At 71.0% G+C, this 12,729-nt stretch carries 20 protein-coding genes; 11 read left to right on the forward strand and 9 right to left on the reverse strand.

Annotation, left to right across the window (positions count from 1 at the left end; genetic code table 11):
• The first annotated feature begins 20 nt into the window (after nt 1–20).
• The 5 genes from ACYQ77_RS04275 to ACYQ77_RS04295 all read left to right on the forward strand — a co-directional run bounded on the left by ACYQ77_RS04275 (nt 21) and on the right by ACYQ77_RS04295 (nt 3,925).
• Nucleotides 21–779 (forward strand): SOS response-associated peptidase, encoded by a 759-nt coding sequence (locus ACYQ77_RS04275; protein ID WP_459707575.1) that lies wholly within the window; start codon nt 21–23, stop codon nt 777–779.
• On the forward strand, nt 776–1,396 hold the full coding sequence (locus ACYQ77_RS04280) for an alpha/beta hydrolase family protein (protein WP_459707577.1): 621 nt from the start codon (nt 776–778) through the stop codon (nt 1,394–1,396). The genes ACYQ77_RS04275 and ACYQ77_RS04280 overlap by 4 nt, the downstream gene beginning before the upstream one ends.
• Nucleotides 1,397–1,478: 82 nt before the next feature.
• Nucleotides 1,479–2,135: a sigma-70 family RNA polymerase sigma factor gene (locus tag ACYQ77_RS04285; protein WP_459707579.1), complete on the forward strand. Its 657-nt coding sequence runs from the start codon at nt 1,479–1,481 to the stop codon at nt 2,133–2,135.
• Complete coding sequence (gene rsrA, locus ACYQ77_RS04290) at nt 2,132–2,428, forward strand: mycothiol system anti-sigma-R factor (protein WP_459707581.1); 297 nt, start codon at nt 2,132–2,134, stop codon at nt 2,426–2,428. Before ACYQ77_RS04285 ends, rsrA begins: the two co-directional genes overlap by 4 nt.
• Before the next feature lie 6 nt (nt 2,429–2,434).
• A complete protein-coding gene (locus ACYQ77_RS04295; protein ID WP_459707582.1) occupies nt 2,435–3,925 on the forward strand; it encodes a sensor histidine kinase in 1,491 nt (496 codons plus the stop codon).
• On the opposite strand, the gene ACYQ77_RS04300 is transcribed toward ACYQ77_RS04295, so the two are convergent.
• The 3 genes from ACYQ77_RS04300 to ACYQ77_RS04310 all read right to left on the reverse strand — a co-directional run bounded on the left by ACYQ77_RS04300 (nt 3,922) and on the right by ACYQ77_RS04310 (nt 5,827).
• Entirely contained in the window at nt 3,922–4,086 is a 165-nt protein-coding gene (locus tag ACYQ77_RS04300; RefSeq protein WP_459707584.1) for a hypothetical protein, read from the reverse strand. The genes ACYQ77_RS04295 and ACYQ77_RS04300 overlap by 4 nt on opposite strands.
• 311 nt (nt 4,087–4,397) lie before the next feature.
• Nucleotides 4,398–4,652, reverse strand: a complete 255-nt coding sequence (locus ACYQ77_RS04305) for a WhiB family transcriptional regulator (RefSeq protein WP_424235604.1) — start codon at nt 4,650–4,652, stop codon at nt 4,398–4,400.
• A 239-nt stretch (nt 4,653–4,891) separates the two neighbouring features.
• On the reverse strand, nt 4,892–5,827 hold the full coding sequence (locus ACYQ77_RS04310; protein ID WP_459707586.1) for a diacylglycerol/lipid kinase family protein: 936 nt from the start codon (nt 5,825–5,827) through the stop codon (nt 4,892–4,894).
• A gap of 58 nt (nt 5,828–5,885) precedes the next feature.
• On the opposite strand from ACYQ77_RS04310, the gene ACYQ77_RS04315 reads away from it, so the two are divergent.
• Both ACYQ77_RS04315 and ACYQ77_RS04320 read left to right on the forward strand, forming a co-directional pair.
• Nucleotides 5,886–6,296, forward strand: a complete 411-nt coding sequence (locus ACYQ77_RS04315) for a hypothetical protein (protein WP_459707588.1) — start codon at nt 5,886–5,888, stop codon at nt 6,294–6,296.
• 95 nt (nt 6,297–6,391) lie between these two features.
• Entirely contained in the window at nt 6,392–7,126 is a 735-nt protein-coding gene (locus ACYQ77_RS04320; protein ID WP_459707589.1) for a S1 family peptidase, read from the forward strand.
• Nucleotides 7,127–7,192: 66 nt separating this feature from the next.
• Here the strand turns inward: ACYQ77_RS04320 and ACYQ77_RS04325 are convergent, their stop codons facing one another.
• From ACYQ77_RS04325 to ACYQ77_RS04335, 3 genes are read right to left on the reverse strand one after another with little or no spacing between them, the layout of a single operon-like run.
• Complete coding sequence (locus ACYQ77_RS04325) at nt 7,193–7,672, reverse strand: N-acetyltransferase family protein (RefSeq protein WP_459707591.1); 480 nt, start codon at nt 7,670–7,672, stop codon at nt 7,193–7,195.
• Nucleotides 7,665–8,276, reverse strand: a complete 612-nt coding sequence (locus ACYQ77_RS04330) for an acid phosphatase (RefSeq protein ID WP_459707593.1) — start codon at nt 8,274–8,276, stop codon at nt 7,665–7,667. Before ACYQ77_RS04330 ends, ACYQ77_RS04325 begins: the two co-directional genes overlap by 8 nt.
• A 3-nt stretch (nt 8,277–8,279) precedes the next feature.
• Nucleotides 8,280–8,624 (reverse strand): winged helix-turn-helix transcriptional regulator, encoded by a 345-nt coding sequence (locus ACYQ77_RS04335; protein WP_459707595.1) that lies wholly within the window; start codon nt 8,622–8,624, stop codon nt 8,280–8,282.
• A gap of 83 nt (nt 8,625–8,707) precedes the next feature.
• Here ACYQ77_RS04335 and ACYQ77_RS04340 point away from each other — a divergent pair, with 83 nt between their 5' ends.
• From ACYQ77_RS04340 to ACYQ77_RS04350, 3 genes are all read left to right on the forward strand, one after another.
• Nucleotides 8,708–9,544 carry an NAD(P)-dependent oxidoreductase gene (locus ACYQ77_RS04340; RefSeq protein ID WP_459707596.1) on the forward strand — a complete coding sequence of 279 codons (837 nt, stop codon included), beginning with the start codon at nt 8,708–8,710 and terminating at the stop codon, nt 9,542–9,544.
• Nucleotides 9,545–9,625: 81 nt separating this feature from the next.
• Nucleotides 9,626–10,060, forward strand: coding sequence for an SRPBCC family protein (locus ACYQ77_RS04345; protein ID WP_459707598.1), 435 nt, complete (start codon nt 9,626–9,628; stop codon nt 10,058–10,060).
• Nucleotides 10,057–10,548: a TetR/AcrR family transcriptional regulator gene (locus ACYQ77_RS04350; RefSeq protein WP_459707600.1), complete on the forward strand. Its 492-nt coding sequence runs from the start codon at nt 10,057–10,059 to the stop codon at nt 10,546–10,548. The genes ACYQ77_RS04345 and ACYQ77_RS04350 overlap by 4 nt, the downstream gene beginning before the upstream one ends.
• Here the strand turns inward: ACYQ77_RS04350 and ACYQ77_RS04355 are convergent, their stop codons facing one another.
• The gene (locus ACYQ77_RS04355) at nt 10,549–11,094 is read right to left on the reverse strand and encodes an AAA family ATPase (protein WP_459707601.1); all 546 of its coding nucleotides are present in this window, start codon (nt 11,092–11,094) and stop codon (nt 10,549–10,551) included.
• A 130-nt stretch (nt 11,095–11,224) separates the two neighbouring features.
• On the reverse strand, nt 11,225–11,632 hold the full coding sequence (sodN, locus tag ACYQ77_RS04360) for a superoxide dismutase, Ni (protein WP_459707603.1): 408 nt from the start codon (nt 11,630–11,632) through the stop codon (nt 11,225–11,227).
• An 82-nt stretch (nt 11,633–11,714) separates the two neighbouring features.
• On the opposite strand from sodN, the gene sodX reads away from it, so the two are divergent.
• Nucleotides 11,715–12,035 (forward strand): nickel-type superoxide dismutase maturation protease, encoded by a 321-nt coding sequence (gene sodX / locus ACYQ77_RS04365; RefSeq protein WP_459707604.1) that lies wholly within the window; start codon nt 11,715–11,717, stop codon nt 12,033–12,035.
• Here sodX and ACYQ77_RS04370 read toward each other — a convergent pair.
• Nucleotides 12,008–12,613, reverse strand: a complete 606-nt coding sequence (locus tag ACYQ77_RS04370) for a dTDP-4-dehydrorhamnose 3,5-epimerase family protein (RefSeq protein WP_459707606.1) — start codon at nt 12,611–12,613, stop codon at nt 12,008–12,010. The genes sodX and ACYQ77_RS04370 overlap by 28 nt on opposite strands.
• Between the last annotated feature and the right edge of the window lie 116 nt (nt 12,614–12,729).

The following is a 12,729-nucleotide window of genomic DNA, read 5'->3' on the forward strand; positions in this document are numbered from 1 at the left end:
CTGTCCAGGAGGTGATTGACGTGTGCGGGAGGTACGCCGCGACGAAGGACCCGGCCACGCTGGCCGCGGAGTTCGACGCGCTCGACGCGATCGAGGAGCACGCGCCGGCCAAGGACTACAACGTGGCGCCCACCAAGGACGTGGTGGCCGTCGTGCAGCGGCACCCGCGGGACGACGAGGGCAACGCGGACCCGTCGACCACCGTCCGCAGCCTGCGGGTGATGCGGTGGGGCCTGATCCCGGCGTGGGCGAAGGACAAGTCCATCGGCGCCCGGATGATCAACGCGCGGGCCGAGAAGGCCGCCACGACCGCCGCGTTCCGCACCTCGGTCGCCAAGCGCCGCTGCCTCGTGCCCGCCGACGGCTGGTACGAGTGGAAGCGCGAGGGCAAGGCCAAGCAGCCGTTCTTCATGACCAGGCCGGACGGGCACAGCATCGCCATGGCCGGGCTGTGGACGGTGTGGCGGGACCCGTCGGTCGAGGACGCGCCGCCGGTGGTGAGCGCCGCCGTGCTCACCACCGACGCGGTGGGCCCGCTGGCCGACATCCACGACCGGATGCCGCTGCTCATGACCCCCGACCAGTGGGCGGCCTGGCTCGACCCGGACACCGAGGACGTCGCCGACCTGCTGGCCACGCCGCCGTCGCTGGAGCTGGTCGAGTCCCTCGAACTGCGCCCGGTCTCCACCAAGGTCAACAGCGTCCGCAACAACGGCCCCGAGCTGGTCGAACGGGACGAGGAGAAGGCCGACCTCACCCTGTTCGACAACCCGTCATGACCACGCTCACCATCGACACCCCGCACGGGCCGGCCCGCGCGGAGCTGCACTGCGCGCCGGAGGGCAGGGCCGGCCTGCTGCTCGGGCACGGCGCCGGCGGCGGTGTCGGCGCTCCCGACCTGGTCGCGGCCACCCGCGGCGCGGCCGCCGCCGGTGTGCACGTGGCGCTGGTCGAGCAGCCGTACCGGGTCGCGGGCCGCCGCGCCCCGGCTCCGGCGAACCAGCTCGACACGGCGTGGCTGGCGGTCGCGGAACGGCTGTCACACGAGTGGTTCCACGAGTTACCCCTCGTGTTCGGCGGCCGGTCCTCCGGCGCCCGGGTGGCGTGCCGCACGGCCGAGGAGGGCCTCGCGGTGGCCGTCCTGTGCCTGGCGTTCCCGGTCCACCCGCCGGGGAAGCCGGAGAAGACGCGCATGCCGGAGCTGGACGCCGTGACGGTGCCCACGTTGGTGGTCCAGGGCGAGTCCGACCCGTTCGGCATGCCGGGCCCCAAGCCGCACCGCGAGATCGTCGTCTTCCCTGGTGACCACTCGTTGAAACGCGACGCCAAGGGCATCTCCCGGACCGTGCAGGAGTGGCTGGAGCGGATCTTGCGCCCCTTCGACGACCAGGAATGAACAGGGCGGACCCCGTGTTGTCCGATACGTGCTGACTCAGACTCGACGCGTATCCTCACAGGGGTCTCATGCGATTCCGACGATGGGACAGTTCCGACTGGAAGGGAGCACGGTGCCGAGCACCGAAACCCAGCCAACCCCACAGGCTGAGACCGAGCAGGAGCGGGCGGAGCGCTTCGAGCGCGACGCCATGCCGCTGCTCGACCAGCTGTACTCCGCCGCGCTGCGGATGACGCGCAACCCGGCCGACGCCGAGGACCTGGTCCAGGAGACCTACCTGAAGGCGTACGCCGCGTTCGAGTCGTTCTCGGCGGGCACCAACCTGAAGGCGTGGCTCTACCGCATCCTCACGAACACCTACATCAACGGGTACCGGAAGCGGCAGCGCCAGCCACAGCAGTCCCCGACCGACGAGATCACGGACTGGCAGCTCGCGCAGGCCGAGTCCCACACGTCGACCGGGCTGCGGTCCGCCGAGATCGAGGCGATGGACCGGCTGCCCGACAACGACGTGAAGGAGGCCCTGCAGCAGCTCCCGGAGGATTTCCGGCTCGCGGTCTACCTCGCCGACGTCGAGGGCTTCGCTTACAAGGAGATCGCGGAGATCATGCACACGCCGATCGGGACGGTGATGTCCCGGCTGCACCGGGGCCGTCGGCAGCTCCGCGACCTGCTGGCCGGGGTCGCACGTGACCGCGGGTTCCTGCGGTCCGCCAATCACGAGGTGACCGGATCATGAGCTGCGGCGAACCCCACGAGACCGACTGCTCGGAGGTGCTGGCCGAGGTGTGGCTCTTCCTCGACCACGAGTGCGACGACACGCGGCGCCGCCTGCTGGAGCAGCACCTCGACGAGTGCAGCCCGTGCCTCGAGCAGTTCGGCATCGAGGAGCACCTGAAGGTGCTGCTCGCCCGCAAGTGCGGCGGCGAGCACGCCCCCGACTCGTTGAAGACGCGGCTGCGCGCCGAGATCAGGCGGACGGTGGTCGAACAGGGCGGCGTGCCGGTGAACGACCGCTCCGAGCTGCCGTGACCGCCCTTGTCGACACTCTCTGATCTCCTCGCGGAGCACACGAAGCTGTCCGGCGGCGAGGTCGACCACCTGCAGATGGTCGTCGCCGAGTGGCAGCTGCTGTCCGACCTGTCCTTCGCCGACCTGCTGATGTGGGTGCCGGTCGGCGAGGGCCCGGCGCTGGACGAGTTCCTGTGCGTGGCCCAGGCGCGCGCCACGACGGCGCCCACGGCCCACCCGGAGGACGTGGTCGGCAGCCGCGTGGCGGTCGAGGAGCACCCGCAGCTGCGCAGGGCCATGCTCGACGGCAGGGTGTGCCGCGAGGAGGACCCGTCGTGGTACCTGGGCGTACCGGTCCGCCGCGAGACCATCCCCGTCACCTACGACGACCGCGTCATCGCGGTGCTGTCGCGGGAGACGGACCTGGCGGTGCCGCGCGTGCCGTCGTCGCTGGAGATCGCGTACCTGGGGATCGCCGCCGACCTGTGCCAGATGGTCGCGGACGGGTCGTTCCCGACGTCCGAGCCCGCCGCCGACGTGCACACGTCGCCCCGTGTGGGTGACGGCCTGATCCGGCTGGACCCGACGGGCGCGGTGGTGTTCGCGTCACCGAACGCGCAGTCGGCGTACCACCGCATGGGGCACGCCGCGGAACTCGTCGGCGTCCGCCTGGCCCCGCTCACCCGGGGCCTGATCGCGGACCCGTTCGACGCGACGGAGATCGCGCAGCGCATCCTCGCCGCCCTCGACGGCCAGCCGTCCATGCGCGCGGAGGCCGAGTCGGGCCGCGGTGCCGCGGTCCTGTTCCGCGCGCTCCCGCTGCGCCCTGGCGGCAAGGCCGCCGGTGCCCTGGTGCTGGTCCGCGACGTCACGGAGGTCCGCCGCCGCGACCGCGCGTTGATGTCGAAGGACGCGACGATCCGCGAGATCCACCACCGGGTGAAGAACAACCTGCAGACGGTGGCCGCGCTGCTGCGCCTGCAGTCCCGCCGCACGGCGAGCGAGGAGGCCCGCGCCGCGTTGGGCGAGTCCGTCCGCCGCGTGGCCGCGATCGCCATGGTCCACGAGGCGCTGTCCACGTCGGTGGACGAGCGCGTGGACCTGAACTCGTTGGTGGACAAGGTGATCCCGGTCGCGGGCGACGTCGCGGTCGCCGAGAACCACGTGCGCGTCCGCCGCACGGGCCAGTTCGGCGTGGTGGCGGCCGAGGTCGCGACCCCGCTGGTCATGGTGCTGACCGAACTGGTGCAGAACGCGGTCGAGCACGCCTACCCACCCGGCGCGAGCGGCGAGGTCGTGGTGTCGGCGGAACGCTCCGCGCGGTGGCTGGACGTGCTGGTCACCGACGACGGCCGCGGCCTGCCGAGAGGCTTCTCGCTGGAACGCTCGAACGGGCTGGGCCTGCAGATCGTGCGCACGCTGGTGGAGTCCGAGCTGCGGGGCTCGCTTTCCCTGCGCCGCAGGCAGAGGGGCGGCACCGAGGCCTCGCTGCGCGTTCCCCTGTCACACCGCCGCTAGCACCGCCGCCTGAGCGCCACGTGCAGGGTGTCCACCGTCGCGTGGACGTCCTCGTCGTTGAAGAACCGGTCCCACTCGTCGGCCTCGCCGCCGTGGGCACGGGTGAACTCGTCGCGGGTCCTGTCCTCCCAGCCGTCGGTGAGCCAGCCTTCGTCGAGCATGCGGGCGAGGATCGGGTACAGAACCCTGACCGCACACCGGATTGCCTGGTGAGGTCGTAACCCAGTGCTTGCCATCGAGGTCGCCCATGATCGCGACCACCACGCGCGGCGAGGTTGTCCACAGGGGAGGTGGTTGTCCACAGATTCGCGTTCGCGGCCGGGAATTGTCGGTCCCGTGCCGTAGCGTGGAAACCGGGGGCCGGAGGCCGCCCCACCATTCCATTGGACACCGGTTGGACGTTTCCGGACACACAAAGGCCCGGTACCTGTGTTTCGGCACCGGGCCTTGGCGGCTCAGCAGAAAATGCGCGTCAGACGTTGCTGCGCGTGCGGGTCCGCGCGTTGCGGCGCTTGAGCGCGCGACGCTCGTCCTCACTCATCCCGCCCCAGACGCCCGCGTCCTGACCGCTCTGCAGCGCCCAGGTCAGGCAGTCGGAAGCGACGGGGCAGCGATGGCAAACGGCCTTCGCCTGAGCAACCTGCAGAACAGCCGGACCGCTGGTCCCCACGGGGAAGAACAGCTCGGGGTCCTCGTCACGGCAGGCAGCGTTGTGGCGCCAGTCCATTTCTACTTGCTCCTCGCTTGGGCGCGTTCCGGTGCGCCTCTAGTCGTCAACCGGTCGTTGGGGTGCTTGTGAATGCTTTCACGAACCAGCCATATGTCAAGACCTCTTCATCACCGAGTGCGTGAACTCACCCGAAAGCTCGACGTCAGAGCCCTGTGGATGCGTAGAGCAACAATCAGGTCACAGGTGCGTCTCGCGGTTCACCACTCCAGGTCGACTTCGTTCCGACGTAGAGAGGGCTACCCGACGACGGTCAGAGCATGCCTCACAGACGCAATTTCGACGCAGGTCCGCTCGCCGATGAGATCGCCGTCGCACTGCACGCGCACCGGCGAGTCGCTCGTGATCCGCAAACCGGGGACGTCGTCGTGCCGGAGCAGTTTCCGGCCGCGGGTCTCACCCTTCCGGCTGATCGCCTGACGGAGGTGCCGCGCCACTGTCGGTAAAGCCAGGCTGTGCAAGGCGAAAACCCCGAGCCCGCCGTCGAACCCCGTGCCCCGGTTGAGGTGGATCGGCCGGGCCCCGAGATACGTCCACGGGTCCGTGTTGGACACGAAGACGAGCCGCAGCCCCTCGACCGGTGCCATGCCGGGGATTTCCACCCTCAGCTGCGGTTGCCCGTGCGCGGGTTTCAGGTACTGCGTCAGCGCGACCCGCGTGTAGAGCGCCGGACTCGCCTTCTTGCCGCGCTTGCGGTCCACTTCGGCGACGACGTCGGCGTCCCAGCCGACGCCCGCGCTGAACGTGAACCACCTCGGCGCCTCGCCGGGGGAGGCCGCCATGACCCGGCCGAGCCCGACCTGCCTGCGCCTGCCGTTCTCGAGCGCGTGCAGCAGCTGGTAGGTCGCGTCGACCGGGTCGCGCGGCAGCCCGAGGGACCGCGCGAACACGTTGGCCGACCCGCCGGGCACGATCCCGAGCATCGGCACCGAGCTGCCCGGCCCGCTCGCGAGCAGGCCGTTGACCACCTCGTTGACCGTGCCGTCACCCCCGTGGGCGACCACCAGATCGGCGCCGTCGACCATGGCCTGCGCCGCCGCGGCCATCGCGTGGCCCCGGTAGTCGGTCTCGAGCACGTCGAGTTTGACCTGGCTGGCCAGTGCGTGCGCGAGCACGTCCCGGCCGGCCGCGGTCGTCGCGGTCGCCTTCGGGTTCACCACCAGCACAGCACGCATGAACCGCAGGGTAGCTACGATCCAGTGGGTCTGTCCGTCCACGGCTGGGAAGGTCACTGTGCGCATCGAGACCGACGCTCCGAAGACCGTCCGCGGGGCGGGCCTGCTGGTCGTCCTGCAGGGCCTGATCGGCGTCGTGTTCGCGGTCGCGCTGCTGGTCAGGGCGTTCTCCGGCGCGGAGACCATCGGCAACCTGTACGGCGAGGCCGCGTACTTCGCCGTGCTCGGCGGCGCCGTGCTCGGCTGTGGCGTCGCGCTCTTCCTGGGCAAACGCGGCGTGCGCGGGCCGATCACGGTGATCCAGATCCTGCTGCTCGGCGTCGCCTGGTACGCGATGGGGCCGTCGGACCGGCCCGAGTACGGCATCCCGGTCGCGGCGCTGTGCGTGCTGGTGCTGTACCTGCTCTACAACGTCAAGGCCCGCGTGTGGGCCGAGGACCGCGCCGGTCTGGACGAGGATCCAGACTAACGGCGGGTAGTGGATCGATCTCGAACGGGTGACCCTGTGGGGGTCCTTGTAAGCCCTGCTCCGCGACTCAGCGTCGCGGTTTCGAGGTGATCTGCATGCGTATCGGTCGTGTCGGGGCGGCCCTCGCCGGTGCGGCGCTTGCCGCACTGGGTGTCCTCGGTGGTGGGACGGCGAACGCCGACGTGCCGCCGGGCAACGTGGGGCCGGCGATCATCGACGGCGGCAACGCCACATCCGGTCCGTGGGCGGCGCGCTTGTTCGTGGACGGCCAGGAGAACTGCTCGGCGACGATCATCGCGCCGACGTGGATCCTGACCGCCGAGCACTGCGTGGCCGGCAGCGGGACGTACACGTTCCACATCGGCGACCTGGACCAGACCCAGGGTGAGCAGGCGACGGGTGTCGCGATCCACACGAACCCGGAGGCGGACCTCGCGCTGGTCGAGCTCGACCACGCGGTGACCGCGACCTACTCGCCGCTCGGCAACCCGGACGCGGTCGAGGTCGGGGAGACCGTCCAGGTCTACGGCTGGGGCGCCACGTGCACCGACCGGCCGGAGATCGAGTGCCAGTCGCAGCTGCTGAAGGTCGCGAACGTCCAGGTCAGCGCGGTGGACTGCACCGACTACCGCGGCGGCACCGCGGTCTGCGCCAACCGGGTCGACGGCATCACCGCGGGCGGCGACTCGGGCGGCCCGATGTTCGCCACCGCGCCGGACGGCTCCTACGTCCAGGTCGGCGTCGCGTCCACGAGCGACCGGCAGACCTTCACCGCGTACGCGAACCTCACCGCGTACCGCGACTGGATCGCGAGCATCGCGGGCGTCTGAGCCGGGAAGCACGCGGGGGCAACGGAACGCCGCGCCGGGCGCCCTCCCGGCGCGGCGATTTCCCTGCTAGCGCGCGCCCGCCAGCTTCCGCAGTGCCGCGCCGCTGACCCGGTACGTCGTCCACTCGTCGAGCGGGACCGCGCCGAGCGAGTCGTAGAAGCCGATGGCGGGTTCGTTCCAGTTCAGCACCGACCACTGCAGTCGCGTGTAGTCCTGCCGCACGCACTCCTCGGCCAGCGCGGCCAGCAAAGCCTTGCCCAGCCCCGAGCCGCGCGCGCCGGGGCGGACGTAGAGGTCCTCGAGGTGGATGCCGTGCACGCCGTCCCACGTGGAGAAGTTCTTGAACCACAGCGCGCAGCCGACCACCTCCCCGCCCAGCTCGGCGACGTGCGCGAACACCGCGGGATCGTTGCCGAACAACGCCTTGTGCAGCTGTGCGGACGTGATGTGGCACTCCTCCGGCGCGCGTTCGTAGTCGGCCAGCTCGTGGATGAGCCCGACCATCGCGTCCACATCGGACGGTGTGGCTCTGCGCACGTCAGTCATGGTGGAAACCCCGTTCCGGCAAGGGCGGCACGTTCAGCCGCTTGATCTGCGGCACGCCGCGTTCGTCGCCCAGCACGGAGATCGCGGCCGCGTCGAGTGCGAAGTGGACACCGGACGTGGGCGGCAGGCCGAGCCACGTGGCCACCAGCACGCGGCTGAAATGCCCGTGCCCCACCAGGACCACGTCACCGTCGGGCAGCGTCGCGCGCACCCGCGCGACGACCCGCGCCGCCCGTGCCCCGACCTGCTCGGCGGTCTCGCCACCGGGCGACTCGTGTGTCCACACCGTCCACCCCGGCACGGTCTCGCGGATCGTCGGCGTCGACTGGCCCTCGTACTCGCCGTAGTCCCATTCCGCGACGTCCTCGGTGATCTCGCTGACGGTCAGCCCGGCGAGCTCCGCCGTCCGCACCGCGCGCTGCCGCGGCGAGGACAGCACGAGCGCCAGCGGCCGGTCCTCGCGCAGGCCGGCGAGCATCGTGCCCGCGTCCCTGGCGCGCCGCTCGCCGTTGGGCGTCAGCGGGATGTCCGTGCGGCTGGTGTGCTGCCCGCTGCGCGACCACTCGGTCTCGCCGTGGCGGAGCAGGTACAGGAGTCCGGTCATGATCTACAGTCTCGCGCCCCGGTTGGCGATCCGCTCCATGTGCCGCTCGCCCCAGTCCCCGAGCGGCGTCAGCGCCTCGTTCAGCGACCGGCCGAACTCGGTGACCGAGTACTCGACCCTCGGCGGCACCTCCCGGTACACCTCGCGGTGGACCAGGCCGTCCGCCTCCATCTGCCGCAGCTGCTGGATCAGCATCTTCTCGGTGATGCCCGCGACCTCGCGGCGCAGCTCGCCGAACCGCATCGCGGGCTTCTCGGCCAGCGCCCACAGGATGAGCGACTTCCACTTCCCGCCGACGACGTCGAGCGCCGCGTCGAGACCGCACGAGTAGGGACCGTGAGCCGTCATGCTGGATCCTTACCTTTCGGTGAGTACCTGACTTCAAGGTAGGTACTTGCCCGATCGTAGGGCATGACCGCAGAGTCGTCGGCGTGCGAACGACAGTGATCGGACTGGGCAAGATGGGGCGCGCGCTCGCCGCGGCGCTCGTGGACCGCGGGCACGACACCACGGTCTGGAACCGGACACCGGGCAGGGCGGCCGACCTCGCCGTCACCCACGCGGCCACGGCGGCGGACGCCGTCGCCGCGGGGGACGTGGTGGTGCTGTGCCTGCTCGACGCCGAGTCGGTGGTGGCGGTGCTCGACGGCGTCGACCTGCGCGACCGGACGATCGTCAACCTGACCACCGGCACGCCCGCGGAGGCGGCGAAGCTGTCCGCGCTCGTCACCGAACGCGGCGCGGCCTACCTCGACGGCGGGATCATGGCGATCCCGTCCATGATCGGCACCCCGGCCGCCGTCGTCCTCTACAGCGGCGACGAGCAGGCCTTCCGCCGCTCGGAGCGCGCTCTGGCGGCCTTCGGCGAGTGCCGCTACCTCGGCACGGCGCCGGGCCTGGCCGCGCTGAACGACATCGCGATGCTCACCGGCATGTACGGCATGCTCGGCGGTTTCGTGCACGCGGCGGCGATGGTGCGCGGCGAGGGCGTGCCGGTCGCCGAGTTCACCGAGACGCTGCTGATCCCGTGGCTGCGCGCGATGTTCCCGGCGCTCGTGGACATGGCGGGGCAGATCGACTCCGGCGACTACACCGCGAAGGAGTCCGACCTGGCGATGCAGGTCGCGAACGACGGGATCGCCGAGGTCAGCCGCGCGCAGGGGATCAGCACGGAGCTGTCGGACCCGCTGTTCGCGCTCATGCGCCGCCGTGTCGAACAGGGCTTCGGCGGCGACGACTTCCCGAGCGTGATCGAACTGCTGGCGTGACCCGTCGTGCCGAGCAGGGCCTTGACAAGGCTAACGGCGTTAGCTTAGTGTTGTGCTAACAACGTTAGCCAGGAGGAAGCAATGCGCCGGATCAGCGTCACCACCGAGATCAACGCCCCCACCGAGGTCGTCTGGGCCCAGCTCACGGACACCGCGGCGTTCGCGGACTGGAACCCGTTCATGCCGTCCCTGGAGGGTGCGCTGGTGAAGGGCGAGCGGCTGACCGTCCGCATCACGCCGCCGGGCGTGAAGGGCATGACCTTCCGCCCGACGGTGACGGTCGTCGAAGAAGGCCGGAAGCTGGAATGGCTGGGCAGACTGCTGTTCCCGGGCCTGTTCGACGGCCGCCACTCGTTCGTGCTGGAGCCGACGGCGTCGGGCTGCAGGCTCACGCAGGAGGAGACGTTCACCGGCGTGCTGGTGCCGGTGCTGGCGTCGACCCTCGCGAAGACCGAGGAGGGTTTCCGCCAGATGAACGAGGCGCTGAAAGAGCGGGCGGAGCGAGTCGCGGCGTGACGCGCAGGGAGGAGATCCTCGACGTGGCGGAGTCCCTCCTCGAGCGTGAGGGGCAGGCCGCGCTCACCATGCGCCGCGTGGCGGAGGAGATGGGCATCCGCGCCCCGTCCCTGTACAAACACGTCGCCAACAAGGAGGACATCGAGGCCGGTCTGCAGGAACGCGCACTGCGCGTGCTGGCGGCGGCCCTCGCACCGGCAGGCGCCGACCTGCTCGCGATCATGGTGGCGTACCGGCGGTGGGCGCTGGCCCACCCCGGCCTGTACGAGCTGGCGACCCGCCACCCACTGCGCCGAGACGTGATCCCGGCCGAGGTCGAAGCGGCGGCCGCGGCCCCGGTCGTGGCCGCCGCACGCGGTGAGGAGCACCGGGCGCGCGCGTTGTGGGCCCTCGCGCACGGGCTGGTGGACCTCGAACTCGCGGGCCGCTTCCCCCCGGACGCCGACCTCGACGAGACGTGGCGCGCGGCGCTGACCCCGTTCCTGTGACTACGCGAGGACGGCGTCGGCGACCTCGTCGACGGAGCGGCCACTCACGTCGACGCGCGCGAGCCCCAGGCGTTCGACGTCGGCCAGCACGAGTTGCTGGAAGCGGATCGAGCGGGCGAGGAACTTGTCCATGAGCGCCCGCTCGCCGGCGGTCGCCGTCGCGTAGTCGCCGGCCGCGTGGATCCGGTCGCGGATGACGTCGTCATCCGCGGTGAGCCACACGGCGGGCACGTCGAGGGTCGCGACCCGTTCGGGCCACAGCGCGGAGCCCTCGAGCACGAGCCCGTCCGCGGCGCGGACCAGCTCCTCGATCCGCGGCCAGAGCCGCGCGTAGTGCGCGAGGACCGACGAGATCAACTCGTCGACGGCGAGCGACGAGTAGTGCTCGGCGACGTGCGGCGGCACCTCCCGCTCGGCGGTCCGCCACGGCCGCCCGGGATGGCGCGCCAGGTAGTCGGTCGACCGGTGCTCGTACCCCAGCCGCCCCGCCACCACCCGCGCGACGGTGGACTTCCCCACGTTCGACGTCCCGCCGATCAACAGCACGTCGGCGACTGTAGTCAGCGCAGCAGGGGCAGCGACCCCGACGAGCCGCCTTCAGGCCGTCAGAGGACACCCCGGCAACGAGAAACGGCGCCGACCGAGCGAGTCGGTCAGCGCCGTTCGACGAAGAGGCTCAGCCCTGCTTGGTCTCCCAGAAGATCTTGTCGATCTCGGCGATGTAGTCGAGGAGTTCCTGGCCCTTGGCGGGGTCCATGGAACCCTTGGTGCCCGCGGCGCCTGCGGCCTTCGTCGCCTTGTTGATCAGTTCGTGGAGCTGCGGGTACTTCTCGAAGTGCGGCGGCTTGAAGTAGTCGGTCCACAGGACCCACAGGTGGTGCTTCACGAGCTCGCTGCGCTGCTCGGCGATGAGGATCGCGCGCGTGCGGAACTCGGGGTCCTCGTTGTCCTGGTACTTCTGCTGAATGGCCTTCACCGACTCGGCCTCGATGCGGGCCTGCGCCGGGTCGTACACGCCACAGGGAAGGTCGCAGTGTGCGGTGGCCTCCAGGCGTGGGCCGAGAATGCGCGACAGGAGTCGCATCTTTCCTCCTGAACAAGGTTGACGCTCCGACGTGTCGGACACTACTCCCGGCATGCTGGGCGGACACGGTGGAGGTGATCGAGTGAACCCTCTCGGGCGGCTGCCCTACCGGCGCATCCGGGTGCGCGGGCCGTCGATGGCGCCGACGCTGAAGGACGGTGACGTCGTGCTTGCGCGGAACCGGAGGGTCCCTCGAGCGGGTGATGTGGTGGTGGTCACGTGGGTGACGCGGCCGGGGCAGCTGTCGATCAAGCGGGTCACGGCCGGCGACGCGAGCGGGTGGCACGTGGAGGGGGACAACACCGGGGCCAGCACCGACTCACGTGACCTCGGGCCGGCGCAGGTGCACGGCGTGGTCGTGGCGCGGCTGTGGCCTCAGCCCCGGCTCCTCAGCTCGCGGTAGCGCGCCTGGCAGTCCTCGTACCTGGGCAGGAGACCCGCCGCCTCGGCCTCGGCGAGGGTGGGCGCGGCACGGTCCTTCGGCGACAGGAGCAGCTCCAGGTCGGCGGGCCACGGCAGGGCGAGCGCGGGATCGACGGGTGACACACCGTGCTCGGCGGGCGGGTTGTACGGCGTCGAGCAGAGGTAGGAGATCACCGTGTCCTCCTCGAGCGCGACGAAGGCGTGGCCGAGGCCCTCCGGCACGTACACGGCGCGGAAGTCCACCGGGTCCAGGCGCACCACGTCCCAGACCCCGAACGTCGGCGACCCGGCGCGGATGTCGACGACGACGTCGAGGAGCGCGCCCGCCGGGCAGTACACGTACTTCGCCTGCCCGGGCGGCACGTCCGCGAAGTGCAGCCCGCGCACGCTGCCGCGCCGCGACCGGCTGTGGTTGGTCTGCGCGAGCCGCAACGGGTGCCCGACCGCCTCGACGAACGCCTCCTCCTGGTACGGGGAGACGAAGACGCCGCGGTCGTCCGGGAAGGAACGAGGGGTGAACTCGAAGGCCCCCGGGATCTTGAGCTCGCGTACCTCCATGTGACGGAGGGTACGCGACAGCGGACAGCGGCCCTGTCTACACTGTGGGATACCGCAGCGTCCGCGGTCGCCCGCCCTACAGACGGCGTGCGGCCGACGTGCCCGGCCTGGTCCCG

The organism is Actinophytocola sp. KF-1 (genome assembly GCF_054661535.1).